The following is a 24,870-nucleotide window of genomic DNA, read 5'->3' on the forward strand; positions in this document are numbered from 1 at the left end:
CCTCGATTATTTGAATTCAACGCGCGGATCGAGCCACTTGTAGAGGACGTCGACCAGCAGGTTGGCGATCATGGTGGCCATGGCCGTATAGACGGTAATGGCCTTGATGATCGGGAAGTCGTTATTGGATACCGCCACCACGATCTCGCCGCCCACGCCGGGGATCGAGAAGATCTTCTCGATCAGGAAGGAGCCGATCAGGAGGCCTGGCAATTGCATGCCCAGATTGGTGACGATAGGCACCGCGGCGTTGCGCAGCACGTGCACCACCATCACCCGGCCCTCGCCCGCGCCCTTGGCGCGAGCGGTGCGGACGTAGTCCTGGTTGGTTTCCTCGACCACGAAGGAACGGTACAGGCGCAGGCTGGGGGCAACCGACACCAGCAGCATCAGGAACACCGGCAACGGCGCGTAACGCGTGATATTGGCCCACAAGTCGCCGCTGGCCCAGCCGCTGACCGGGAACCAGCCCAGCATGCGGCCGAACACGTATTGGCCGATCACGACATACAGCAGCAAGCTGATCGACATGGCGGCGGTGGAGATGGCGACCACGGCCCGGTCGGTCAGGGAGCCGCGGCGGTAGGCCACCCACGAAGCGAGGCTGACCGCGATCAGGGCGTCCAGCACCCAGACCTGCAACATCACCGTCAGGGTAACCGGTGCGCGTGCCATCAGCAGCGACGACACGGTCTCGTTGGTACTCCAGCTACGCCCGAAGTCGAAGGTAACGACCTGCTTGGCGAAGATCAGCAGCTGCATCCACCATGGATCCAGCAGGCCCAGCTGTTCCTGGATGGCGGCGATCTTTTCCTTGCTGGGGATCTTGCCGGCCAGCACGACGCTGGGGTCGGCGCCGAATACATTGAAGATGACGAATACCAGCAGCATCACACCAATCATGGTGGGAATCATCTGCCATATGCGGCGAATCAGGTAGGCGGTCATTTGGCACCCTCAACCAGCTTGCGTTGACCGGTGATCTCCTGGAAGAAGGCTTCGGAGCTGGGTTCGCGGCCAAGGAAGCGGCGGACCAGATCCATTTCCGGGATTTGCGAACCGTTTTCCAGGATGGTCTTGCGGAAACGCATCCCCACTTCCGGGTTCATGAAATCGCCGGCAAAGGCCGAGCGCATATCCAGCGCCAGCACTTCGGACCACATATAGCCGTAGTAACCGGCAGCGTACCCGCCGACGATATGGCCGAATGCGCCAGGGAATTCGGTACCCTTCAGGTGGCCCAGCGGCGAATCGCTTTCCATCTTGACCCAGAGGCGGAGCGGGTTCTGCGGCACCGCGCCGGCCAAGGCCATGTCATAGGCGGCATACATCCATTGGCGGGCGTACTTGCTGCCCTGGCCGAACTGGCGCGCTTCGTTCATCTTGCCGATCAAGGCCATATCGATAGGCTTGCACGTAGCGCAGACCTCGCTCCACAGCTTGAGCGTATCGGGGTGGCGCGACCATTCCTCGAACATCTGCGATGGCGCTTCGACGAAATCGCGCTTGGTGTTGGTACCGGCGTTGAGGGTGTAGCGGGTGCGGCTCAGCACGCCGTGCATGATATGGCCGAACTCGTGGAACAGGGTTTCCAGTTCGTCTTCGTCAAAACCCTTGCGGCTGAAATTGGTCACCAACGACGACACCGGGGTGCTGCCGCTCAGCAGGCTGGCCTGCTTGACGGTGAACGCGGCGGCATGCTTGTACTTGCCGTCGCGCGGGAACAGATCCATATAGAAACTGGACAGGTAATCGCCGCTGGCCTTGTCGAATACGTCGTAGCCCTTTACATCCTCATGCCATACCGGCAGCTTGGTATTGGGACGGAACTCGACGCCGTACAGGCGGCTGGTGACGGCCATCATCCAGTTGATGGTGGGCTCGGTGGGGAATTGCGCCCGCACGGCCTCCTGGTCCAACTGGTAGCGCGATTTCTTTACGCGGCTCTCGTAGAAGGCCAGGTCCCAGCGATTGAATTTGACGCCGGCCTGGCCGGTATGGGCGGCCTTGTCGGCGGCCAGCTCGGCCAGTTCCTTCTTTTCCACGCTGACGACCTGGTCCTTGACCTTGCCCAGGAAGTCCAGCACGACCTCGGGTTTGCCGACCATATTGCTGCGGGTGGCCCAGGCGGCAAAGGAGGGATAGCCCATCATGGTGGCCAGGCGCTTACGCAATTGGCTGACCTCTTGCAGGATGGCCAGGTTCTTGGCGCCGCCCCGGCGTTGATAGCCGTAATACATTTCACGCCGAACCGCTTCGTTCTCGGCGTTTTCCATCAGCGGCAGGTATTCCGGGTAGTCGAAGCCGACCAGGTAGTCGCCTTTGCCGTTGCGCTTGAAGCTCTTCAGGGAGGCTTCCGGCACACCTTTCAGCTGGGCTTCGGTGAAGGTCAGCTTGGTCTTGTTCTCGCGCACATTGCGGGCGAAGTCCTGCTGCAATTTATCCAGGCGGGCAAACAGCTTGGCCGCTTCCTGGCGCTGCTTGGCGGGCAGGTTCACGCCTTTGTCTTCGAATTCGGTCAGCAGCCCTTTGATCGTCTCGCCATCGATCGCGTCGGCCGGCTTGACCGCCTTGAAACGCTGATACAGCGCCTCGCTCTGCATTACGCCATTCATCAGCGCGGAAATCTTCAGGTCGCACGCTTCATTGACTTGCCGGACTTGCTGGTCCGGGTGGGTATTGGCCAGCAAGCCGCCTCCCCACCAGAACTCGACCAGTTCGCCCATGGTATGGCTCCAGGGCTTGAGCACGGTTGCCGGCGAGGCTTCGGCCAGGGGCAGCTTCTCCAGGCTGGCCACGGTGCCTTTCACCTTGGCCATCGCTTCGTCGCACAGGCGCGGCACATCCGCCGCGGCCGGTTGAACGATCTCTCCGCGCTCGGCTGCGATCGCCAAAGGCGCCCACAGGCAAGCAATCAGCATGCTGATCTTTTTCATAGCAGTCTCCACTATTCTTATTACGACGCCAGGGGCTTAAGGTTGGGTACCGAGCACTTTGAGGCGCTGGTCCATGTCGATATCCCAATTCGCGAAATGCGGGAAGTTATCAGGGTGCGGCAGATATCCATTTACCCAGGGCTGGGTAACAAAGGTATCGAGCTTGTTGAATTCGTACATCCATGGCGCGTAGGCCCCGACGATACGACTCATCTGGCGCAGCTTGTCGTTGCGCGTCTCGGAATCGGGCATCGAAGCGATCTGTTCATACAGCATATCGAACTGGCCATTGCGGAAGCGCGATTCATTGGCCGGCCCGGAGTTGGGGCCGTACAGCAGCTGCATAAAGTTCTCGGCATCCGGGTAGTCGGCATTCCAGGCGCCATAGGCCATCTGGTATTTGCCGTTCTGGCGTGCGTTCACCAGGTCCGGGAACTGCATCTTCTTCACATCGCTCTTGACCTTGAGGCGGCGCCAGGTGGCTTGCACATGCTCTTCGTCGTCGCGCGTATCCTTGCCGGTCGAGGTCAGGTAGGCGATTTCGAGCGGTTTGCAGCCCGGCAATTCGCGATAGCCGTCGCCGTCGCAATCCTTGTAGCCGAAGACGTCCAGCATCGCATTGCCGCGCGCCGGATCGAACTTCAGGAAGGCATTGCGGAACTTGGGATCATAGCCGATGACATTGGGGCTGACCGGCGAATGAGCCTGTTCCACCAGGCCCATCTGCACCACCCAGTTGTTCCAGGCGGAATTGAAGGCCAGCGTGAAGGCACGGCGCAAGGCCACCTGCTCGGGCTTGTAGCCGCCGACCACCGGATCTTCCATATTGAACATCTTCCACTGCACGGAAGTGGACAAACTACGGTAGTACCGCCAGCCATGCTTGGCGTACTTGGGCGCCAGCTGGCCGCCCGGTGCGACCATATTGGCGAAATTGGAGCCCAGTTCGGCCATGATATCCAGGCCGCCGTCATCGAAGGCCAGCCACGCCGATTGCGGCGATTCGATGATACGGATATCGATCACGCCGACGCGTGGGAAGGTCTTGCCCGACAATTGCGCGGCCAATTCCGGGTTCACCCCCACCGCACCAGGCGCAGGCGTATAAGTGTGGCCACGATAATTGGGGTTGGCTTCGAGGATGATGCGGGTACGCCGCTCCCAGGTACGCAGCTTGTAGGCGCCGGTGCCTACCGGATGGGCATCGGACTCTTCGCCGTATTTGGCCAGTACTTCGCGCGCCACGCCGCCGGCCGCCGGCATCGCCAGGATCTGCGGCAGCAGGAAGTCGGGTCGTTTCAGATTGAATTGCAGCGTGTAGCGGTCCAGCGCCTTGATGCCTTCGAATGGCTTGTCGTAATCGAACTTGGCGCCTTTTTTCTGCGCAGCGGCGATCTTTTCGTCCAGACCGATCAATTTACCCTTGAGGATAAAGTCCCATGGCGCGCCGCGATTGGCGGGGTCGACCACGCGTTGCAGCGCGAAGACGAAGTCGCTGGCCACCAGCTCGCGCTTCTTGCCGCCGAAGGCAGGATCGTCGGAGAAGTAGATGCCTTTCTTCAGGCGGATGGTGTATTGCATGCCATCCGGACTCATCTGCGGCATACCGTCGGCAACCTTGGGCACCAGCTTCATGGGCCGGGCCAGGTAGTCGTAGTCGTACAGCGACTCGAAGATGGTGTAGTTGATATTATTGGAATAGTGGTCAGTGTATTTCGCCGGGTCGAAACCCGCTTCCGGCGCGCGGAAGTAGTAGCGCAACACTTTATTCATATCTGCCGATTGAGCACTGGCGGGTAGGGCAAGGCCAGCGATGCAACAGGTCAGGCCTGCGAACATGGCAAGTTTCATGATCTTGGGATTCGCTTTGGGAAAACGGCAACTGGAAGAATGGTGTCGCAGAGGGGATCGCCCTAACGGCAACACCGGAATCGTCACGCCATCGAAAACCGGACCGGCGGGATTGCCCCCATCCGGTCCGATCGGCACGTCAATGCTGCTGCGCGTACAAGGTCCATAGGCGGGCCAGATCGGCCGAACCGTCGGTACCCTTGACCAACTTCAGGGTCTGTAGCGCCTTGGGTTTCTGTCCGGCCATCAGATAGCCGATACCCATGCGCAACCTGGCATCGTCGGGGCGTTTGAACCCGTCCTTCGCCATGCCCTGCTCCATCAAAGCCAGACCCTTGGCGGACTGGCCCATACCGATGTAATTGACACCGAGATTCAGCAAGCCCATGCCATCCGTGGCGGCCTGTGCTTCCTTTTCCAGCTGGGCCAGCATCTTCTGCTCGTCGGCGACACGCTTGGCGGCCAGATCGTTCAGACGCTTATGCCGCTCGGCTTCATTGCCGGTACCGAGAACGCCTGCGGCAAAGCCTTTATCGACGATCTTCTTGCCTTCGGCGTTGAAGCCTTCCTGCAGGGCCAGTTGCGACATTTCCATATAATCGTTGCTGGTCACCATATTTTCGGTGACGAACTTCAGCCGATACAGCTCGAGCGACAGCCGCTCGGAAAAGCCGGACTTGCGCTGAACGCGGCTGATGATATCGGTCCAGTAGGATTTTTTCGGGTAGCGGGCCACCAGTTTTTCCAGGGCCACCACATAACCGTTGTTATCGTTCATCTTCAGATAACAATTGGCCAGCAATTGCAGCTTTTCCTCGCTGGGTGCACGGCCAGCCTTTTCGTCCGCCTGGACTTGGGCCAGCAGTTCCTTGGCGGCGGCGGCGACATCGCCGCTCATATAGCGCAATTGCGGAATCAGGCCGGTGATCTGCGGATTGCTGCCGCCTTCCTTGGCGTAGCGGGACGCCCAGGCGGCGGTGCTGCGATAATCCTTGGCGCGGTAGAACACGCTGACCAGGGCTTCCATCGCATTGAGCTTTTCGCCATTCGACATCTTGCCCGACGCCATGGCCGCTTCCAGCGACTTGGCCGCCAGTTGCGCGTCACCCGCGCCGGCTGCGGCAAAGCCGCGCATACGCTGGATCACGAAGGCTTCGTAGGGTGTCTGGCCGGCCGCGGCTTCCGCTTCGCGTATCTTGGCCAGGGCCTCCTTGTATTTCTGCGCTTTGAGTAGATTGCTGGCAGCCTGCAAGGGCTTGCCTATTTCGGGCCTGACGGTTTGCGATTCGGCGGCGGCCGCAGCGGGACTATGTTGCGGCGAGAGCAGAACGGGGAAGCCGAGAGCTGCCCAAAGTAATAGGCCGGCGTAGAGAGGACGGGCGCGCATTGTCATTCTTGAACTTTTCCGTTGCGTGAAAAAGCAAAGTGCGACGACATCGCAAATTTGATATCGCCGCCTTTGGGAGACGCCTGGCAGGTTACGAATCGCAGATCAGCGAGGCTCGCACCTGCGCAGCGCTTCCATTGTGTTACATGAACTGTTCGTTACCGACCATGCCAATCTTGGTCACCCCTATGCGCTGTGCGGCGGCCATCACCGCGGCAACGCTCTTGTAGGCGGCCAACTTGTTGGGTCGAATGTGAACTTCGGGTTGATCAGGTATTGCCGCGTATTCCTGGAACTTTGCTTCCAGTGCCGCCTGATCCGCCAGGACCGTGCCGTCCAGATAAACCGTACCGTCAAAATCGATATCGACACGGTGCACGATCGGCTCCGTGGTCTTTGGCGGAGGCGTACCGGCCGGCATATCCAGCTTCACGGCGTGCAATTGAACCGGGATCGTGATGATCAGCATGATCAGCAAAACCAACATCACGTCGATCAACGGCGTGGTGTTCATTTCGGCCATTACTTCCGGTTCACCGGTGTCGCTACCAGAGCCTACATTCATGCCCATGGCTATTCCTTCTCAAATGGACATTGCATCGAGCGCCACCCCTGGGGATGAAAGATGTCTCGTGCAAGCATTGCCGTAGATTGATTGCTACTCCCCTGCCCCCGCTTTCGCGAGGGCGCCTCACTGGCTTGCGCCAATGGGGCGTGGGGCCGTATTGCGGTCCTTCAGGTCAAATGGCCGGATCAGCCATGCGGCGGTTCGGTGATAAAACCAACCTTCACGATACCCGCCCGTTGACAGGCTACGATCACGCGTCCGATGAACTCGTAGCGCGCCTTCTGGTCGCCACGGATCTGGACTTCGGGTTGTGGATCCTTGACCGAAACTTCCTTGAGCTTGGCGACCAGGGCGTTGTTGTCCGGCACCCGTGATTCGTTCCAATACACATCGCCATCCTTATCAACGGCGATGTTGATGTTCTCCGGCTTGGTCTTGTTAGCCTTGATCGTTTCACTGGGCAATTTAACCGGCACGGTGTGGGTCGCTACCGGGATGGTGATCAGGAAGATGATCAACAGCACCAGCATGACGTCCACGAGCGGGGTAGTGTTGATGGTCGACACTACCTCGTCATCGCCGCCGGAGTCACTTCCGACGTTCATTCCCATGATTAGGCTCGCTTAGCGGTCTGGGCGTTGCTCATCAGCACATTGTGCAGATCGGCGCCGAAGGCACGAACTTTTTCCATGCCGCTCTTGTTACGACGAACCAGCCAGTTGTAACCCAGCACGGCAGGTACGGCGACAGCCAGGCCGATGGCGGTCATGATCAGCGATTCGCCGACGGGACCCGCCACCTTGTCGATGGAAGCTTGACCGGACATGCCGATTTGCACCAGGGCGTTGTAAATACCGTACACGGTACCGAACAGGCCGATGAAAGGTGCGGTGGAACCCACGGTAGCGAGGAAGGCCAGGCCGTCCTGCAGGCGGTTCTGCACGTTTTCGATCGAGCGCTGGATGGACATGGTCACCCAGGTGTTGCGGTCGATCTGTTCCAGCAAAGCACCTTCGTGGTGTTCGTTGGCGTTGACACCGCTTTCGGCGATAAAGCGGAAGGCGCTGCCCTCATCCAGGGCGCCGACGCCAGCCTTCACCGAGCCTGCGCTCCAGAAGGAATCGCGGGCGGCATGTGCTTGACGCATCAGCTTCTGTTGCTCGTACAGCTTGGTCACCAGGATGTACCAGGTACCCATGGACATGATCAGCATAATGACCAGGGTGCCCTTGGCAATCAGGTCGCCTTGGCCCCACAAGGCCTTGAGGCCGTAGGGGTTATCCGCATATTCACCATGTGGATCCTTGGCGGTAGCATCTGCGGCTGCAGCGGGTGCTTCGGCTGCGGCCGGAGCGGCGGCTGCGGGTGCTTCGGCGGCGGCCGGCGCAGCGGCTGCGGCCGGAGCGGCAGCGGCCGGCGTGTCATCCGCAAAAGCCAGCGGGGACACAAGAACCGTTGCTACGGGGGCAGCGGCCAGGGCGACTGCCGCGAAAAATGCGGAAAAACGATGGGCTACAGACATGATGCTTCCAGTTCCTTAGCTAGATTGGGTTCGGCGAAGAGCCGAAAAACTTCCCGATTTAACATGGCAAACCGATAGATGGGATACACCTATAGGAATTGCCCGCCAAAAATCACTCGTCCTTGAGGGTAAACTCAACGGGGTAATAAGTTGTCACATCAGTCCCCTGTCCACGGCAAGCGAGGCGCTTGACCGCACCAACGGCAAGTGAATTCACCTTTGGATTGGACGACTTGGTCACGCGAGCACTCTTGATCTCACCGCCGGGGCCGATGACCAGTTCCACGGTCGCTTCGGCATGGGTGATTTCTTCCTTGGCTGCCAGCGCAACGAATTTGTCCTGCATCGCTTCGCCGACTTCCTTCACGTTGGAGCAAAGACCCCTGACGCTAGGTGGTGCGGGTGGTGCGGGCGGCACATTCTGGACAGGCGGGGGGGCCGGGGCAAAAGTGGTATCCGCTGGCTTGACCGTCGTGGCTTGCTGAATGGCATTCGTAGGCGGCGGCGCAGCAACTTGAACCTCGGGCGGAGGAACAAACGATGGCGGCGGCGGTGGTGCCTTAAAATCCGGGGGAGGAGGCGGTGGAACATCCGGCGGAGGAGGGGGAGGCTGAACTTCCTCGATGATCTTTGTTACCAGCGACTCGGGAAGAGCAGCTATCACTTTTTTACCCAAGCCCATCATCAGGGCATAGGCAATTCCAACGTGCAAAAGGATAACGAAGCCAAAGCCAATCAAATGCTTCGAAGGATTCCTCTGCTGCTGCGCAAAATCCATGGTCTACCCTCTATACCTGCCACGCCGTAAGGCAGGGTTAAGCAACGTCGGCAAGCCCAGGCGGATCACGCCGAACTTGCCATCCAGAAATCGATTATTGCGCTTAACCGGCGCCATGACACCAAATAACCGCAGACTCAACTTTCGAGTCTAGCGTATTAATTGACGCCGCATCAATCAATTCGAGATCGGCGACAGCTCGCAATATCAGAAAACAGGACAATACCACTGAAAGACATGCACATACCACTAAAGACATCTACCTTATTATTTTACGTTGTCTTTTTGCAACAAAGGCCGCGTAAGCGGCCTTTGTCGTGGGTATTTATGGTGCGCCCGAAGAGATTCGAACTCCTGACCCCTTGGTTCGTAGCCAAGTACTCTATCCAGCTGAGCTACGGGCGCATTACTTGAGATTGCGTTTACTGCGACTGCCTGAGTTGTTGTTAAGTGGTGCGCCCGAAGAGATTCGAACTCCTGACCCCTTGGTTCGTAGCCAAGTACTCTATCCAGCTGAGCTACGAGCGCACTGATACTTCAATACAACAACAACTTTCAAAACAACCGCCGTGAAACACTTGGCGGAGAAGGAGGGATTCGAACCCTCGATACAGGTTTGTGCCCGTATGCTCCCTTAGCAGGGGAGTGCCTTCGACCACTCGGCCACTTCTCCGTCTCAAGAGGGCGCCACTATAGCTGGGCATTTGGGACACGTCAAGCGTTCATGGCTCTTGATCGAGATTAAATGCCTTGTGCAGCACTCGCACAGCCAGTTCCAGGTACTTTTCGTCCAGCACCACGGAGATTTTGATCTCGGATGTTGAGATCATTTGAATGTTGATGCCCTCTTCCGCCAGCGTGCGGAACATGGTCGAAGCGATGCCCACGTGCGAGCGCATGCCCACGCCCACCACCGATACCTTGCAGATCTTGTCGTCGCCGGAGATGGACTTGGCACCGATATGGCCCTGCACGCCCTCCAGGATGCGCAAGGCACTCTGGTATTCATTGCGCGGCACGGTGAACGAGAAGTCGGTATGGCCTTCCACGCCGACGTTCTGGATGATCATGTCCACATCGACATTGGCGTCCGCGACCGGCCCCAGTATCTGGTAGGCGATGCCGGGCTTGTCCGGCACGCCGGTGACATTGATGCGTGCCTCGTCCCGGTTGAAGGCGATGCCCGAAATAATGGCTTTTTCCATGCAGTCTTCTTCCTCGAATGTAATCAGCGTGCCGTCGCCTTCATCTTGAAAGCTGGAGAGCACGCGCAGTTTGACCTTGTACTTGCCGGCGAACTCGACCGAGCGGATTTGCAATACCTTGGAACCCAGGCTGGCCATTTCGAGCATTTCCTCGAAAGTGACCGTCTTCAGCCGGCGGGCTTCCGGCACCACGCGCGGGTCGGTGGTGTAGACGCCGTCCACGTCGGTATATATCTGGCATTCATCCGCCTTGAGCGCAGCGGCAAGCGCCACGCCCGTGGTATCTGAGCCGCCACGGCCCAGCGTGGTGATATTGCCCAGCTCATCCACACCCTGGAAGCCGGCCACCACCACCACCCGGCCCGCCGCCAGGTCGGCGCGCATGGGCGCTTCATCTATATGCTGGATACGCGCCTTGGTATGGGAGGCATCGGTCAATATCCGCACCTGCCCGCCGGTGTAGCTGCGGGCGTCGAGGCCGATCGCTTTCAAGGCCATGGATAGGAGGCCAATGGTGACCTGCTCGCCGGTGGAGATGATGACATCCAGCTCACGCGGATCCGGTTCGGCCTGGATTTCCCTGGCCAAGGCAATCAGCCGGTTGGTTTCACCGCTCATGGCGGAGACCACGACAACCACCTCGTGACCCTGAGCCCTATATTTGGCGATGCGACGAGCCACATTCTTGATTCGCTCGGGCGAACCCATCGATGTGCCGCCGTACTTCTGGACGATTAGCGCCATTCCTTCCCTCGGGTCTTACTTAATGAAAGGAATCGAATCTAAAGAAAGCCTCGCCCGAAGACAAGGCGCGCTTGCCTCCGTTTATTAGAATTTTTCGCAAGGGCCCCGCCCTCATTGGGCTATAAGCCATATACAGCGTTGGTTGACGGCGAAAATCGCGGGGGATATGAGGATGCGACGCCACCTTGGCGAGCAAGCGCTTGCGGGAAATTTAGCCGCTCGGCGCGGTCGCCGATATCCACGCGACATCAATCTATCGGGAGGCTATGGTATAAAGCCGCTTCCTCCACACCGCGCCTTGCCAAGCGACGCCTTCTGATGAATCGCGGTTTCTACACTATTCTGACCGCGCAGTTTCTCTCTGCGCTGGCGGACAATGCTCTCTTTATCGCCGCCCTGGCACTGCTCAAGATCCAGGAGGCACCGGCTTGGCACCAGTCCATGTTGCTATGGTGCTTTACCGTTTCTTATGTCGTGCTGGCCCCTTTTGCCGGCTCCTTCGCCGACTCCATGCACAAGGGCAAGGCCATGATGCTGTGCAACGGCATCAAGTTGCTCGGCTGCGTCGGCATGCTGGTGGGCCTGCCTCCCCTGCTGGCCTACGCCGTGGTCGGTTTCGGCGCCGCTGCCTACTCGCCGGCCAAGTACGGCATCGTGACCGAATACCTGCCGCATGAGCAGTTGGTCGCCGCCAATGGCTGGCTGGAGGGCGCGACGGTCAGCGCCATTATCTTCGGCACCGTGCTGGGCGGCCTGATCGCCGGGCCGCGCATGGGGGAATGGCTGGCCATCACGCCGCTACATATGCTGAGCGCGCCGGTCTTTGCCCTGGTCGTACTGTGCTTTATCTATCTCGCGGCCGCCTGGGTGAATCTCTATATCCCCAAGCTGAACGTGGAACTCAAGCCCATCCATTACAGCCCGCGCTTCCTGATACGCGAATTCTGGGATTGCGTGATCAAGTTGTGGCGCGATCCGCAAGGCCAGCTGTCCTTGGCGGTCACCACCCTGTTCTGGGGCGCCGGCGCCACCATGCGCCTGGTCGTGATCAATTGGGCGGTGATCTGGCTGGGCTTCAATCTGGAGGAAGCCACCCGCCTGGTCGCGGTGGTCGCTTTCGGCACGGCCGCCGGCGCCATCCTGGCCGGCCGCCTGATTCCGCTACGGCAAGCCTTCCGGGTGCTGCCTGCCGGCGTCGCCATGGGCGTCATGGTCATCAGCATGCTGTTTATCAATAATGTCGTACTGGCCGGCACACAGATGTTCCTGGTCGGCGCCCTGGCCGGCTTCTTCGTGGTGCCGCTCAATGCCATGCTGCAACACCGTGGCCATCTATTGATGGGCGCGGGCCATTCGATCGCGGTGCAGAATTTCAACGAAAATCTCGGCATCCTGGTCATGGTCGGCGGCCATGCCTTGCTGGTGAAATATTTCAGCAGCCCGCTCAGCGACAATATGCACGGCCACGCGCTCGCCTATTTCCAAAGCCTGGGCGGCGTACCCCCGATGTACAGCATCATTATCGGTTTTGGCCTGCTGCTGATCATTCCCATGCTCTACATCATGCATCTACACCGTCGCGGCCAAGCGGCAGGGCTGATGCACGATTAAAGCGCAGGAGCGCCGGGCCGCCGAGTAGGCGGCCCGGGAAATCAAGCCAGGGCCCAATCGATAGGCGCCCTGCCCCGCGCGACCAGGTAGCGGTTGGCTTCGGAAAAATGCCCATTGCCGAGAAAACCGCGGTAGGCGGAGAGCGGCGATGGGTGAGGCGAACGCAATACACAGTGCCGGTCAGCATCGATCAAGCCAGTCTTGGCTTCCGCGTAAGCTCCCCACAGCAAAAACACGATGCCGTCATGGCGCTGCGCCAATCGCGCAATCAGCGTATCGGTAAATTGCTCCCAGCCGCGCTTGCGGTGGGCGCCCGCTTTTTCCGCCTCCACCGTCAGCACGCTGTTCAGCAGCAACACACCCTGCCGTGTCCATCCCGCCAGATTGCCGTGTTGCGGCGGCGAACATCCCAGGTCCCGACTGATTTCCTTGAAGATATTGACCAGGGAAGGCGGCGGACGCACGCCCAGGGGGACCGAAAAACTCAGTCCATGCGCCTGGCCGGCTCCATGGTAGGGATCCTGACCCAGGATCACCACGCCGACATCAGCCGGGTCAACCGCCGCCAGGGCAGCATAACGCAAGGGTTCTGGCGGGTAGATTTGCTTGCCGGCGGCCGTTTCCGCCTGAAGGAATTGCTGCAGTGCCGTCCAATAGGGCTGGCGGACTTGATCCGCCAGCAGATCCGCCCAGGCGGAGGGTAAATCAATCATCATGTGGGTGTTTGCGCTCGAAGATTTCACGGCGATGGCGCCGAAAGATGGTTTTTTCCAGCCAGTCCTGCAACTCGGCATCCAGATGCTGAAAGCTGCAGTTCACACGCCAGCCGCCCGCTTCCGCCAGGCAGCTGTCGATATGGGCCGACAAATAAAGGGGCTGTGGAATACGCGGTGACAGGTGCAAGACCAAGGTGCCGACATCGCCGACCGGCAAGGCCGTTGCCGCCAGCCAACTCGCACCGCCGCCATGCAGGACCAGTGGCCGCGTCGGCGGCAGCGGTTCGCCCCGGGCCAGCAATTGGCCCAATAGCTGCAAGGTCAGGTCCACCCGCGCTTCCAGCGCCTGCCAGCGCAACGCTTCCGGACCGTCTTCATCGTCAAGATGAGGCGGCGCCGCCTCCAGTAAGGCCAAGACCCGCAGCAGCAATACGCCGTCGGTACCTGGCGGCGGCGCGGCATGCAGCCAGGCGAGGGGCAGATCGAGATCGATGGATAGCGCAGCGGCCATGCAAGCCTCCAGTCTGATACAGATAAGTATACCCCTTAGGGGCACTCAGTAAGGAATACGGGCCCAAGCAGTCGCCGGCGTAGCGGACACAGCAATGGTTCCAGTAGATTTGTTTACAGTTTCCCTAGCTTGGCAAAGCACTAGGCGCCTATCTAGACTTTATATTCCATTAATCCTCCCCTCGCGGATTTGCAGGCCGGTCCGCTCACTATCCATGGTAAAAAAACATCTGTTGCCCAGCCTCTTCCTGCTGCTTTCCAGCGGTCCGCTGCTGGCGAACGAAGCCCCGGCGGCGAAACCCGTCAAGATGGGCAAACCGGTCAGTGCCGCTCACGAACACAAGGCCGCCGATGTGCATGCGGAAGATCCCAACCACTGGAGCTACACCGGGCCGAAGACCGGACCGCAGAACTGGTCCAGGCTGAATGCCGCCAATACCCCCTGCAGTGAAGGCAAAGAGCAATCGCCCGTCAATGTGTCCGGCGCCGTGGGCCAACAACTGGCACCGCTGAAGTTTTCCTACGGCATGAGCAAGCTGGCCATCGTCAATAATGGCCACACCATCCAGGTCAATATCGATCCGGGCAGTTGGCTGGAGGCCCTGGGCGAGCGCTATGAATTGAAGCAGTTCCATTTCCATACGCCCAGTGAAGAGCTGATCAGCGGCAAGCAATTCCCGCTGGTCGCCCATATGGTGCATAAGAGCGAAGCGGGACAGTTGGCGGTCGTCGCCGTGCTGTTCAAGGAAGGCAAGGAACACCCCTTGCTGCAGACCCATTGGGAGCGGTTGCCGGAAGAACACGGCGAAAGCCGCAGCTACGAAGAGCGCTCGTTCAGCCCCGCCGGCCTGCTGCCAGGCAACTTGAAGTACTACACCCTGACCGGGTCGCTCACCACCCCGCCCTGCTCGGAGGGTGTGCGCTGGTTGATCCTGAAGACGCCCGTCGAGCTTTCCAGCGCCCAGCTGGCACGGTTCCGTCGCGAGTTCCCCTTCAATGCCCGCCCGGTCCAACCCATCAACGGCCGGGAAATCCTGGAAAGCATGTAGGCGCGCATTTCGGCCGGTGCGGAGGCGGAGTAGAATCGCGGCCAACCGAGTCCCCAGCAACGCGGCCCTCCGGCCGCGTTGTCGTTTCTGCCGAAAGTTGCCAATGACTACTCAGTTGTTCACGCCTGCCGAGCTCGAAACCTTTCAGCGGCAGGGTTTTATCGTCGTCCGCGCCATGGCCGACGCAGAATTGCGGCAAGCTCTGCTCGCCACCGGCAAGGACCAGCTGGCCCGTGCCATCGAACCGATCGAATATGAAGCCGACACCCACTATCCCGGCGCGCCCAGCTCGCGCGAGGCGGCCGGTGGCCAGACGGCAAGGCGGCTGAAGCAGGTCTATGCCCGTGACGAGGTGTTTAGGCGCTGGGCTTTGGACGCAAGCCTGGCGGGCCGGGTAAGGCAATTGCTGGGCAGCGAACATATCGCGCTGAGCCAGGCCCACCACAATAGCCTGATGACCAAGCAGCCGGCATTCTCCAGCGTGACCCACTGGCATCGCGATATCCGCTATTGGAGCTTTGAAGACAGCAACCTGATCTCGGTGTGGTTGGCACTGGGCATGGAAGTGCGCGAGAACGGCTGCCTGGGCTTTCTACCGGGAAGCCATACCATGGACATCTCCGCCGAGCGCTTCGAGAACCGCGCCTTTCTGCGGCCGGACCTGGCGGAGAACCAGGCCTTGATCGAACAGGCCGTCTTCCCCGAATTGGCGCCGGGCGACGTGGTGTTCTTCCATGCCCGTACCTTCCACGCCGCCGGCTGGAATCGGACCGAGACCAGCAAGTATTCGCTGGTCTTCGGCTATCACCGCCAAGACAATCACCCGCTACCCGGCAGCCGCAGCGCCAGCCTGCCGTCGGTCGCGCTGGCCTGACCCCCCTGCCGGCGAGGGGCACCCCACACAAAGCGTGTAGGGCGTCCCGGGTCGATTGTCACTGCCTGGTCTTAGGATTCAACATAGTGAATCCACTTCTGAGCAGCCAGGGGCCGGCCGCTTATACAAAACTCCCTCGCGATATCCTTCGATCTTTGCCCATCACGGCATAACTGGAACGAGGGCCAATAATCGCCCGCTATGTCTACTTTGGTCGTGTCCGCAGTTCCATTGTCGAAGATATACGTCTCCTTATCGGAAGCAAACAGGCAAATATGCGTCAGTCCTGGCTTACCAAGGAACATCATGTTCTTTCCGTCGGTGGTAAAAAGCGTCAGACATTCAAGCCGCCCAGCGTTGATATCAGCCAGCCGTTCGAATACATATGGCAAAGTTGGTGTGTTTTTCCAATCCGAAAATGCTTCACCGACCAAACGATGCGAGCACTTCTCGATCATACTTTCCATTGAGCACCACTCCTGCTAAAGTCTTCAGGGTCCGTAAATTCAACCACGCCGTCAGGATGAACAACTGTCAATCCGCTCAGCCCCAATTTAAGTGCCATTTTCTTTATATCAGATTGGCAATAGCCACATACCGGCTTACCAATAATATAAATCACGGGAGCACCTCCCCTTTGACCTGTTTTATATGCCTGCTCCATTGCCCCAATTTCAGCATGTGCAGTAGCCCACGTATTATTCGGCCTTTCAGCCTTCTCTTTGGCCTCGCTGTAAATCGATAATTTTTCATCAGTCGCCAATGTAGAATTGCGCGCCCTCTGATTAACATCGTAATATTTTTTTCCATTATACAGAAGCACCGCCTCGCACTTAAGTAGACTCCTACCGTCCTCATCTACACCCATAGTGATACTAGCCGCGCCACGCAAAGCGGGAATGCCGAGAAACTCGTTCACAACGGGGTTGTCGATCTCCATTTGACTTGCCGCCAGCGGTAGCGCCGGCCGGCTCGACTGACTAGCTGCCGGTAAGCTGACTGGACGCTGCGCCCGCAGGGCTTCGCGCTGCGCCCGCACCGCAGCGCCAGCTTGGCGCAGCGCCTCCACCGAAGCGTCATCGCGGCCACGCCGGGCATCCGAAGTTTTCGCAGAGCCTGTGCCAGCCAAACCAAGATGATCATAAGCAACACTTCCATTTTGTTTCTTCTGATTACGCACTCCGTTTGTGGGTTTTTCCTTTTTCTGACTATGCACTCCGCTTGTGCGATCTTTTTGCGTCAGATTCCTGAGTGTTTCGCCAAAATTATTATCCTTTTGACCACGCTCGATGCTTCCCAGTGTATCAGTGGACGAAAGTTTCTGATCCGCAAGCGGAAGGTTAGCGTAGCTGGTAGTATTATCCAAAGGGGCTACTTTGTATGATATATTTGGCAGATCCATTACTATTCTTTCCTAATTTATATATAAAAACCGCGCCTTCCAAAACACCTTCTCCGCGCGAAGCATAAGTTCGTATGCCAAATGATAATTTTCACTGATTGACATCTCATTTCATGGAACCACGCAAAAAATATAGTATCGACAAAAGCGCAAGCCATCTCGCGTATCTATAAAAAGTACACGCACTCTTATTTTATTTTTCTTAAGCTGCTCAATCTATCGTTAAAAATAGATTACTTTGCATATCTGCCCTACCGGCAAGGCAATGCGCTATGCCTCAGCCACGCCCCTCCATGGCTGCAAGGTGGGGGAGTGGGGTAAAACAGCGGGGACGGTTGAATCGCTGGGCAAACTGTCATGCCGGCCCAGCCAATACAGTCGGTCGCCGAATGCCGTCGCCGTGTCTGACGGTTTTGCGAATAGCGGCGTAATCTTGCCGGACTGAGCCATCCGGCTCGGACGCCGCCAAGGTTGTTACCGTGCCCAATTCCCTGCTCTACTTCGCCGCCACCCTGATCTGGGGTTCCACCTGGCTCGCCATTACCTTTCAATACGGCGCGGTACCGGCCAGCGCCTCGGTGGCCTACCGCTTCCTGCTGGCGGGCATGCTGATGCTTGGCTGGTGCGCGCTACGCGGCGAACGGCTGCGGCTCAGCCTGGCGGAGCTGCGCTGGTCCGCCTTTCAGGGTGTGTTGATGTTCGGCCTGAGCTATATGCTGGTATACGAGGCGGAGCACCATATTGCCTCCGGCTTGATGGCGGTGCTCAATTCCAGCATGGTCCTGCTCAATGTCCTGGGTATGCGGCTGGCGTTCGGGCGGGCCTTGGACACCAAGTCCCTATTGGGCGCGGGCCTGGGCATTCTGGGCATCGCCCTGGTGTTCTGGCCCGAATTGAGCGAAGTGCGCGGCGCTTCCAGCTGGCTTGGCGTCGCCTGCGGCCTCGGCGCGGCCCTGCTGGCGTCGATAGGTAACCTGGTGGCGCAACGCAATCGCAATCTTGCCGTCCCGCTGCTGCCCGGCATCGGCTACGGCATGCTGGTGGGTGGTACCACCGCCCTGCTGCTGACCGTGCTTAGCGGCCAGCCCCTGGTATTCGATTGGCGCCCCCAATACCTCGCCTCGCTGCTATATCTCGCGGTGTTTGGCTCGGTGGTGGCCTTCGCCTGCTATCTGACCCTGATGGGCCGGATCGGCGCCGCCCGCTCAGGCTATATCGCGGTGGCCGTGCCCATCGTCGCGCTGCTGCTATCCGGATGGTTCGAGGGCTTTGTCTGGCGCAGCTGGACCTTCGCCGGTATCGCCTGCGCCGTGGTGGGCAATATGATCATGCTGCTGGACGTAGCCGGCTGGCTGCGCAAGATCGGCCTAGCCAGGCTGGCCGCCCGTCTGGCGTAGGCGTTCGTACAGGCAGATGGCCGTGGCGGCGCCGACATTGAGCGACTCCAGCCCGGCCCGCATGGGAATGGCCAGCCGCAGATCGGCGGCGGCCAGGACCTCGGCGCTGACACCCTGCCCTTCGCTGCCCATCACCAGCACCAGGTCGCCGCACAGGTCCGCCTGGTAGAGCGACACGCTACCGGCCAAGGCGGTCACTGCCTTGCGGCCCTTGAATCCCCCCAGAAGCGCGGGCAGATCGGCCCGCTCCAATACCGGTACGAGGAAATGCGCACCCATGCCTGCTCTTAGGACCTTGGGCGACCAGACGTCGGCACAGGCCGTGCCGAGCCACACCTGGTCCACCCCGGCTGCCGCCGCTGTGCGGAGGATGGAGCCGACGTTGCCTGGATCTTGCACGCCGTCGAGCGCCAGGATATGGCCGCTGGTCCATGGCGCCGGTGCAGCAGGTATCGGCCACACGCCCAGGATGCCACTCAGCGACTCCAGATCGCTCAATTGAGCGAACAGCGCGTCTTCCAATACGCTGGGCGTCTTGCCGAAACGCGCCAGTACCGCAGCGACTTCAGCCTTGTGCAAGGCACTGGCTGCCACCAGCAGGCGGTCGGGTGGCCGACCCGCGTCGAATGCCGCGGTGAGCAGGTGTGGCCCGTCGAGCAGGGTCAGCCCGCTTTTCAGGCGTTCCCGGCGATTGTTCGCCAGCTTGACGCAGGACTTGAGCAGGGGGTTCTGGAGTGACTGGATCAGGTCCATGGGCGGATGGCGTGCAGATATTCGATTGGACGGCGCATATTTTACCTGGCGGTCACACGGGTGGCGCTACAAATGTCCGCCCAGCCCAGGACAACCCGAAAAGCAGTAAGTCCGCCTCATCCACCGAAGCCAACTAGCTAGCCCTCCCCATCTTGGCGGGAGCCATCCCATCCAAGAAAGTCTGGAAGTCCACCAACGGCCGGCCCGGGAAGGCGGTGAACAAAAGTTCGTACCGCCGGCGCACAAGGAGCGCACGATGCAAGCCATTATTTCCACTCCGCCGGGTGCAAGGTACGCAAGTGCCGCTCCCCTGCCGGCGTACGACCCGGCGTGGCACACGGCTATGGCTCGGTTGTCCGCCAACGATCCGGCATTTTCCAGTTGCAGCCTGTGTGGCCTCCCTACCGACGACGAATCCACTTTCGTGATCGATACCACGCGCTTGGAAGAATTTGTCACTGCCCTGGCGGGAAACAGCCATCTCAAGGATCTTTCGCTGTCCAACCTCGGCATCACCGACACGGGCATGCAAGCAATCGCCAGCGCCGTGATGCGGAGACAAGCCAGCCTTGCGCGATTCTCCGTGCATGACAACCGGGTTGGCCGCAACGGGATAGCGGCAATTGCCGCGCTACTCACAGACCCTGTTTGCCAATTGCACCAACTCGAACTGAAAAATTGCAAAATCGACACAAGCGGCGCGCATACACTGGCCGAAGCCATACACTCCGACGCGAACACGCTCACCGCACTCAAGCTAAGGCATAACGATGTCGGCGACGCTGGCGCAGCGGTAATTGCCTATGCATTGGCTCAGCCGCAATGTGGTTTGCTTGAACTGGAACTGACAAATAACCGGATCGGCAACGCCGGCGCGTCAAGTCTCGCGCGCACCCTTGCCCTTGACCATTGCCGCTTGAATGTACTTCAACTGGGGCTGAACCATATCGATTGCACGGGGGCTTGCAGCTTGGGCGAGGCCATCGGGAAGAACGGTACCCTGCTTCGTCTATATCTCTTTACCAATAGGATAGGCAGGCTGGGCGCACAAGGCTTGGCGAAGGCGCTTGTAAGCAATACCAGCCTGACTGTATTGCACCTGGCCCACAACCCCATCGCCTATGAAGGCGCCATCTATTTCGCCGCTGCGCTCGCTCAGAATTACCGGCTCACCCAATTATCGCTATCCGATAGGCGCGTCAAGAATAAGGTTGAACTAGGCATCGCGCTGAAATTCATAGACTCGGCGCTGCTGCGCAACGAAGAGAGTGCATTTCATACCGCAGCCATCCTGCACAAACTGGCCAAGAAATCCCTGGAGGCAGGCAATCCCCATGGTGCTTGCGTCTTTTTGCAGCAAACCCGCCGCCTGGGCCTGGGAGAAATCCAGCAGGACATGCTCGCCGATACCATGGACGCTGCACAAGGGCAGATCAGCCGTGCCGCCGATCTCACCCGACTCGGCCTACTCCGTTTACAGGCGCAACACCGCGAACTAGCCCGGCTGAGCTTCGAACGGGCGCTGACGATAGACTACAAGCAGCCTCAAGCCTGGCAAGCGCTCAAGCAGATCGACAGGGAGCTTTCCGAGCGCCTACCCGTGGATGCGGGAGCGCCGGAAAATATTCCCTTATCCACCCCGCGATAAACGCCCCGCCTGCCAGGTAAGGCACTGCCCGGTCAGCTGGCAAACCTGTTTGAAGCCGTTGTATTGCGCTTCGGTCAGCGGGCCGCCGTGGTTGTCGGCGTAGAACAGGCCGACCGGCTTGTCGTCCACGAATAGCGACATGGCGACGAAATCACCCTCGCCCACCGCTTGGCGCACACCACGCGGCAGCAGCGCTTCGAATTGGGCGCGGTTGCCAGGCTTGAGCCAGATCGATTGCGGCTTGAGCATCAGGCGGGTGAACAGGTGCGGGGCGGTCAGATCGACCTGGAGGCTGCGAAGCGGATCATCATCGGCGGCGCCGACCACATAGCGGGTCTTGAGCAGATTGTGGCCGGCCATCAGCAAGCCGAACACGATGCGCTTCATCCCCAGGCCCTCGGCCTGGGCACGGATGGACAGGTTCATGATCTGGTTGAAGGTGCCCGAGCCTTGCCCGGCGCGCTGCAGTTCGCGCAGCAGAGAATCGAATGAAGGCTTGCCGGCCGCTTCCGGCGCGGCCTTGGCTTGCGGCCGCGGCCATTCGCCGGGCAGCATGGGCAGCCAGCGGGCCGGCGGGAAGATCTGCGCATATGGCCAATCCTTGCGGGCGAAGTGCAGCAACGCGCCGCAAATCAATTGCCACACCTCGGCCTGCTCCATCTCCAGGCTATGGGCGGCCAGGTGCACATCGGCGGCAACACCGTCCTGCCACCATCCCATCTGCAGTTTATCCGCCAGGCGCACGGCCGCTTGCTGCAACAGGCTGCGTTGGCTCGATGGGCTACGGTGGTCGAGCAGGCTGGAGAATACTTCCGGCAGGCTCCAGCGCGCGAACAAGGGCGGCAGTTCGTCCAGGTCGCTGGCGGGCGCGGCGTCCGGCAAGCCGGCTTCCAGCAGCCGCAGCATGCGCGGCATATGGCCCAGCAAGGCGGCGATATTGATTTCTTCCGGATGGGCGTCATAGCGCAGTTCGCTGAAATCCTTGGCCAGCCTGGCCGCCAGGCGGGTGGTGGCGACCTCGCGCAGCAGGGCGAAATAGCGGGCCGGATGTTTGGGCAGCAGCATCGACTCGACCGTGGCCAAGCGGGCGAACTGGCCGACAAAGGCATCCACGCCCATCAGCAAGACCACGCTTTCCAAGGCCACCACATCGCTGGCCAGGCTGCCGCGCTTGCGCTGGTTGATATGGCGCAGGATATGCGCGGTCAGCAAGGGGTCGCGCAACACCGCGGCGATGATCTCGTCGCTGCGCACGGTGTCCAGCCGGCCGGCGAAGCCCGCCAGGGCGGCCTTGGTGGATTGCAGGATGGGCAAGGGCCGGCGGGCCCAGAAGGTCAGCCAGGCTTCGTTCCTTTCGTTCTGCTTGGGTTGCGCGGCCGGCGGGGCGGCGCTCAGGGCATTCGCCATAAGTGGAGCTTCGCGCCCTTCCAGTCGTTGAGTTCGATCACTTCGTCGGCGGCCACATCGGGCACGGTGAAACTGTTGCTGATCAGCAAGCTGCCTGAACGCATCTCCCGGCGGGCCTTGGCCCACAAGGCCGGCATGGCGGCCGGCGAGAGAAAGGCATAGACGACATCGTAGTTGGCAAGATCCATCCGCATCATATCGCCCCACAAAAGCCGGGCCGGGTTGCCTGCCAGTTTCAGCCGCAGCCATCCGAGCAGGCAAGGCAGCCAGGCATGCTCCACCCCGCTGACCTTGAGTCCCGGCCTGCACCCCAGCCTGGCGAGCACCGTCGCGGTGCCGGCGCCGACATCCAGCACGCTGGCCTGTTCCGGCAACAAGCGTTCAAGTGCATCCATGGCGGCGCGGTTGCTCAAGTAGAGCGGCACCCGGCTGCGGGCGATGGGCCCGAACAACAACCAGGCCAGGACAAAGGCCAATAGATAGATCCAGGGAGGCAGCGCAAGACTCAGGCTCAAGACGATGGCCGGCGCGAACAGCGCGTGCAGCAGCTGCCACCAGATCGGCTGTCCCAGTAGCCGGGACAGCACGACCGCGATACACAGCTGGCCAAACAGGGTGGATAAGGCCGTCCAGTTGAACAGGTACCCAATTGCCAGCGCGGCGCCACCGGCCGCCAGCTGGATTGCCAGGCTCAGCAGCGCGGGGTTCACGGCTTGGCTTCTGCCGCCGCGCCCGACTTGAGGGCTTCGGCCGGATCGGTGACCGCTTCCGCATCGCCGGCCGCCTTGCCAGCCAACTTCATGATGTTCTCCTCGGCTTCCTTATTGAGCACGATGATGCTGATGCGGCGATTGACCGGGTTTGCCGGGTTCTCGGTATCGAAAGGGACCGAGCCGGCCAGGCCCACCACCCGCAGGATCTTGCCGGCGTCCATGCCGCCGACCAGCAGCTGGCGGCGAGAGGCATTGGCGCGGTCGGCCGACAGCTCCCAGTTGCTGTAATTCTTGTCGCCGGCGGAAAAACCCGCCGCGTCGGTATGGCCGGACAAGGAAAGGCGATTGGGCACCTCATTGAGGATCACCGCGATTTCCTTCAGGATTTCGCTGGCATAACCCTCCATCTGGGCGCTGCCGCTCTGGAACATGGGACGGTTCTGCTGATCGATGATCTGTACGCGCAACCCTTCCGGGGTGATATCCAGCAGGATCTGGTCCTTGTATTGCGCCAACTTGCCGGTTGCGGTGTTCTGGATGGCATCTTCCAGTTTTTTCTTCAGCTCGTTGAGCTTGCGGCTTTCACCTTTCTCCGGGCTGCGCCGCTGCGAACCGGCCGCCTTGGATAGATCCATGCCGCCGCCTTGCAACACGCTGGTCGATTCGCCGGCACCCGAGCCGCCGCTCATGGCCACGCGCAAGGGGTTCTGGAAATACTCGGCGATCCCTCGCAGCTCGCCCTTGGTAGCGGAGCCCAGCAGCCACATCAGCAAGAAGAAGGCCATCATGGCCGTGACGAAGTCGGCATAGGCGATCTTCCAGGCGCCGCCATGGTGACCATGGCCGCCTTTCTTGATCTTCTTGACTACTATGGGGCGCTGCGAATCGTCGCTCACCGTTTCTACCTTTCATGCTTTTGCACCGAAGGGAATGCGATCTAGGCTTTTTTGTTCTTCACGTATTCTTCCAGCTCAAGGAAAGACGGTCGTATATGGCCGGCCATGACCTTGCGGCCGAACTCCACCGCCACCTGCGGCGCATAGCCGTTCAAGCTGGCCAACAGGGTGACCTTGATGGTCTGGAAGACGCGGGTACTGTCGGCCGCCTTGCCATCCAGGATCCAGGCCAGCGGATTGATAAAGCCATAGGCCAGCAAAATACCCATGAAGGTACCCACCAGGGCCGCACCGATCAGCTTGCCCAGCTCGGTCGGCGGCAGGTGCAGCGAACCCATGGTATGCACCACCCCCATCACTGCCGCCACGATACCGAAAGCGGGTAGGCCGTCGCCCAGTTTCTGGAAGAAACCTACCGGTATCTCTGCTTCATGGTGGTGCGTATCGATTTCCACATCCATCAGGTTTTCGATTTCGAATGCATTCAGATTGCCGCCCACCATCAAGCGCAGGTAATCGCAGATGAATTCGACCACGTGGTGGTCCTTGGCGATGGTGGCGTACTTGGCGAACATGGGGCTGGCATCGGGGTTCTCGACATCGCCTTCGATCGACATCAGCCCTTCCTTGCGCACCTTGGACAGGATCTCGAACATCAAGGCGAACAGGTCCATGTAAAAGGCCTTGCCGTAGGGCGAGCTTTTGAACAGGACCGGAATTGAAGCAAGAATGGCCTTGAGCTGCGGGCCGTAGGCGACCAGCATGGCGCCCAGACCGCCGCCGAAGATGATGACCAGTTCGGAAGGTTGCCATAACACACCGAGATGGCCGCCATGCGAGACATAGGCGCCGAAGATACAGACGCACATAAACACGTAGCCAATGATGACGAACATCGAACGC

General features: G+C 59.9%; 23 protein-coding genes and 3 tRNA genes. 5 read left to right on the top strand and 21 right to left on the bottom strand.

All coding sequences use genetic code 11. The annotated features are described in order from the left end of the window. Positions 1 to 6 precede the first annotated feature (6 nt). The 12 genes from FNU76_RS01895 to FNU76_RS01950 form a co-directional block, all read right to left on the bottom strand. The gene (locus FNU76_RS01895; RefSeq protein ID WP_143856129.1) at positions 7 to 948 is read right to left on the bottom strand and encodes an ABC transporter permease; all 942 of its coding nucleotides are present in this window, start codon (positions 946 to 948) and stop codon (positions 7 to 9) included. Beyond that, positions 945 to 2,936, bottom strand: coding sequence for a M3 family metallopeptidase (locus tag FNU76_RS01900; protein ID WP_143856130.1), 1,992 nt, complete (start codon positions 2,934 to 2,936; stop codon positions 945 to 947). The genes FNU76_RS01895 and FNU76_RS01900 overlap by 4 nt, the downstream gene beginning before the upstream one ends. Positions 2,937 to 2,972: 36 nt before the next feature. Next, positions 2,973 to 4,709 (bottom strand): ABC transporter substrate-binding protein, encoded by a 1,737-nt coding sequence (locus tag FNU76_RS01905; protein WP_179958311.1) that lies wholly within the window; start codon positions 4,707 to 4,709, stop codon positions 2,973 to 2,975. A 217-nt stretch (positions 4,710 to 4,926) separates the two neighbouring features. Then, entirely contained in the window at positions 4,927 to 6,174 is a 1,248-nt protein-coding gene (locus FNU76_RS01910) for a tetratricopeptide repeat protein (protein WP_223879191.1), read from the bottom strand. A gap of 142 nt (positions 6,175 to 6,316) precedes the next feature. After that, complete coding sequence (locus tag FNU76_RS01915) at positions 6,317 to 6,739, bottom strand: ExbD/TolR family protein (RefSeq protein ID WP_143856133.1); 423 nt, start codon at positions 6,737 to 6,739, stop codon at positions 6,317 to 6,319. A gap of 188 nt (positions 6,740 to 6,927) precedes the next feature. Further along, entirely contained in the window at positions 6,928 to 7,347 is a 420-nt protein-coding gene (locus tag FNU76_RS01920) for an ExbD/TolR family protein (protein WP_308418595.1), read from the bottom strand. 8 nt (positions 7,348 to 7,355) lie between these two features. Then, positions 7,356 to 8,264: a MotA/TolQ/ExbB proton channel family protein gene (locus FNU76_RS01925; protein ID WP_143856135.1), complete on the bottom strand. Its 909-nt coding sequence runs from the start codon at positions 8,262 to 8,264 to the stop codon at positions 7,356 to 7,358. 112 nt (positions 8,265 to 8,376) lie between these two features. Then, entirely contained in the window at positions 8,377 to 9,042 is a 666-nt protein-coding gene (locus tag FNU76_RS24835; protein WP_263405644.1) for an energy transducer TonB, read from the bottom strand. A gap of 328 nt (positions 9,043 to 9,370) precedes the next feature. Continuing rightward, a tRNA-Arg gene (locus FNU76_RS01935) sits at positions 9,371 to 9,447 on the bottom strand. Between the two features lie 46 nt (positions 9,448 to 9,493). Next, a tRNA-Arg gene (locus FNU76_RS01940) sits at positions 9,494 to 9,570 on the bottom strand. 51 nt (positions 9,571 to 9,621) lie between these two features. After that, positions 9,622 to 9,715 (bottom strand) — tRNA-Ser (locus FNU76_RS01945). Positions 9,716 to 9,764: 49 nt separating this feature from the next. After that, on the bottom strand, positions 9,765 to 10,991 hold the full coding sequence (locus tag FNU76_RS01950) for an aspartate kinase (protein ID WP_143856136.1): 1,227 nt from the start codon (positions 10,989 to 10,991) through the stop codon (positions 9,765 to 9,767). A 318-nt stretch (positions 10,992 to 11,309) separates the two neighbouring features. Here FNU76_RS01950 and lplT point away from each other — a divergent pair, with 318 nt between their 5' ends. Beyond that, entirely contained in the window at positions 11,310 to 12,602 is a 1,293-nt protein-coding gene (gene lplT / locus FNU76_RS01955) for a lysophospholipid transporter LplT (RefSeq protein WP_143856137.1), read from the top strand. A 41-nt stretch (positions 12,603 to 12,643) separates the two neighbouring features. On the opposite strand, the gene ung is transcribed toward lplT, so the two are convergent. Next, positions 12,644 to 13,318 carry a uracil-DNA glycosylase gene (gene ung, locus FNU76_RS01960; protein ID WP_143856138.1) on the bottom strand — a complete coding sequence of 225 codons (675 nt, stop codon included), beginning with the start codon at positions 13,316 to 13,318 and terminating at the stop codon, positions 12,644 to 12,646. Next, positions 13,308 to 13,829 (bottom strand): PilZ domain-containing protein, encoded by a 522-nt coding sequence (locus FNU76_RS01965; RefSeq protein WP_143856139.1) that lies wholly within the window; start codon positions 13,827 to 13,829, stop codon positions 13,308 to 13,310. Before FNU76_RS01965 ends, ung begins: the two co-directional genes overlap by 11 nt. A 214-nt stretch (positions 13,830 to 14,043) precedes the next feature. Here FNU76_RS01965 and FNU76_RS01970 point away from each other — a divergent pair, with 214 nt between their 5' ends. Both FNU76_RS01970 and FNU76_RS01975 read left to right on the top strand, forming a co-directional pair. Continuing rightward, the gene (locus FNU76_RS01970; protein WP_223879192.1) at positions 14,044 to 14,877 is read left to right on the top strand and encodes a carbonic anhydrase; all 834 of its coding nucleotides are present in this window, start codon (positions 14,044 to 14,046) and stop codon (positions 14,875 to 14,877) included. Positions 14,878 to 14,980: 103 nt separating this feature from the next. After that, entirely contained in the window at positions 14,981 to 15,751 is a 771-nt protein-coding gene (locus FNU76_RS01975; protein WP_143856140.1) for a phytanoyl-CoA dioxygenase family protein, read from the top strand. A gap of 71 nt (positions 15,752 to 15,822) precedes the next feature. On the opposite strand, the gene FNU76_RS01980 is transcribed toward FNU76_RS01975, so the two are convergent. Both FNU76_RS01980 and FNU76_RS01985 read right to left on the bottom strand, forming a co-directional pair. Then, positions 15,823 to 16,218 (bottom strand): hypothetical protein, encoded by a 396-nt coding sequence (locus tag FNU76_RS01980; RefSeq protein WP_143856141.1) that lies wholly within the window; start codon positions 16,216 to 16,218, stop codon positions 15,823 to 15,825. Continuing rightward, positions 16,206 to 17,153 carry a cytidine deaminase-like fold-containing protein gene (locus FNU76_RS01985; RefSeq protein WP_143856142.1) on the bottom strand — a complete coding sequence of 316 codons (948 nt, stop codon included), beginning with the start codon at positions 17,151 to 17,153 and terminating at the stop codon, positions 16,206 to 16,208. Before FNU76_RS01985 ends, FNU76_RS01980 begins: the two co-directional genes overlap by 13 nt. 479 nt (positions 17,154 to 17,632) lie before the next feature. On the opposite strand from FNU76_RS01985, the gene FNU76_RS01990 reads away from it, so the two are divergent. Continuing rightward, positions 17,633 to 18,550 (top strand): DMT family transporter, encoded by a 918-nt coding sequence (locus FNU76_RS01990; protein ID WP_143856143.1) that lies wholly within the window; start codon positions 17,633 to 17,635, stop codon positions 18,548 to 18,550. Here the strand turns inward: FNU76_RS01990 and FNU76_RS01995 are convergent. Then, entirely contained in the window at positions 18,521 to 19,303 is a 783-nt protein-coding gene (locus FNU76_RS01995; protein WP_143856144.1) for a TrmH family RNA methyltransferase, read from the bottom strand. The two genes, FNU76_RS01990 and FNU76_RS01995, sit on opposite strands and share 30 nt — an antisense overlap. Positions 19,304 to 19,646: 343 nt before the next feature. Here FNU76_RS01995 and FNU76_RS02000 point away from each other — a divergent pair, with 343 nt between their 5' ends. After that, complete coding sequence (locus tag FNU76_RS02000; RefSeq protein ID WP_179958314.1) at positions 19,647 to 20,951, top strand: leucine-rich repeat domain-containing protein; 1,305 nt, start codon at positions 19,647 to 19,649, stop codon at positions 20,949 to 20,951. Here the strand turns inward: FNU76_RS02000 and FNU76_RS02005 are convergent. From FNU76_RS02005 to motA, 4 genes are read right to left on the bottom strand one after another with little or no spacing between them, the layout of a single operon-like run. Further along, positions 20,934 to 22,358, bottom strand: coding sequence for an HDOD domain-containing protein (locus FNU76_RS02005; protein WP_143856146.1), 1,425 nt, complete (start codon positions 22,356 to 22,358; stop codon positions 20,934 to 20,936). The genes FNU76_RS02000 and FNU76_RS02005 overlap by 18 nt on opposite strands. Next, positions 22,343 to 23,068, bottom strand: coding sequence for a class I SAM-dependent methyltransferase (locus FNU76_RS02010; protein ID WP_143856147.1), 726 nt, complete (start codon positions 23,066 to 23,068; stop codon positions 22,343 to 22,345). The genes FNU76_RS02005 and FNU76_RS02010 overlap by 16 nt, the downstream gene beginning before the upstream one ends. Next, positions 23,065 to 23,967, bottom strand: a complete 903-nt coding sequence (motB, locus tag FNU76_RS02015) for a flagellar motor protein MotB (RefSeq protein WP_143856148.1) — start codon at positions 23,965 to 23,967, stop codon at positions 23,065 to 23,067. Before motB ends, FNU76_RS02010 begins: the two co-directional genes overlap by 4 nt. Positions 23,968 to 24,008: 41 nt before the next feature. Then, entirely contained in the window at positions 24,009 to 24,863 is an 855-nt protein-coding gene (gene motA / locus FNU76_RS02020) for a flagellar motor stator protein MotA (protein WP_143856149.1), read from the bottom strand. Positions 24,864 to 24,870: the final 7 nt, after the last annotated feature.

Source organism: Chitinimonas arctica, from assembly GCF_007431345.1.
Lineage (GTDB): Bacteria > Pseudomonadota > Gammaproteobacteria > Burkholderiales > Chitinimonadaceae > Chitinimonas > Chitinimonas arctica.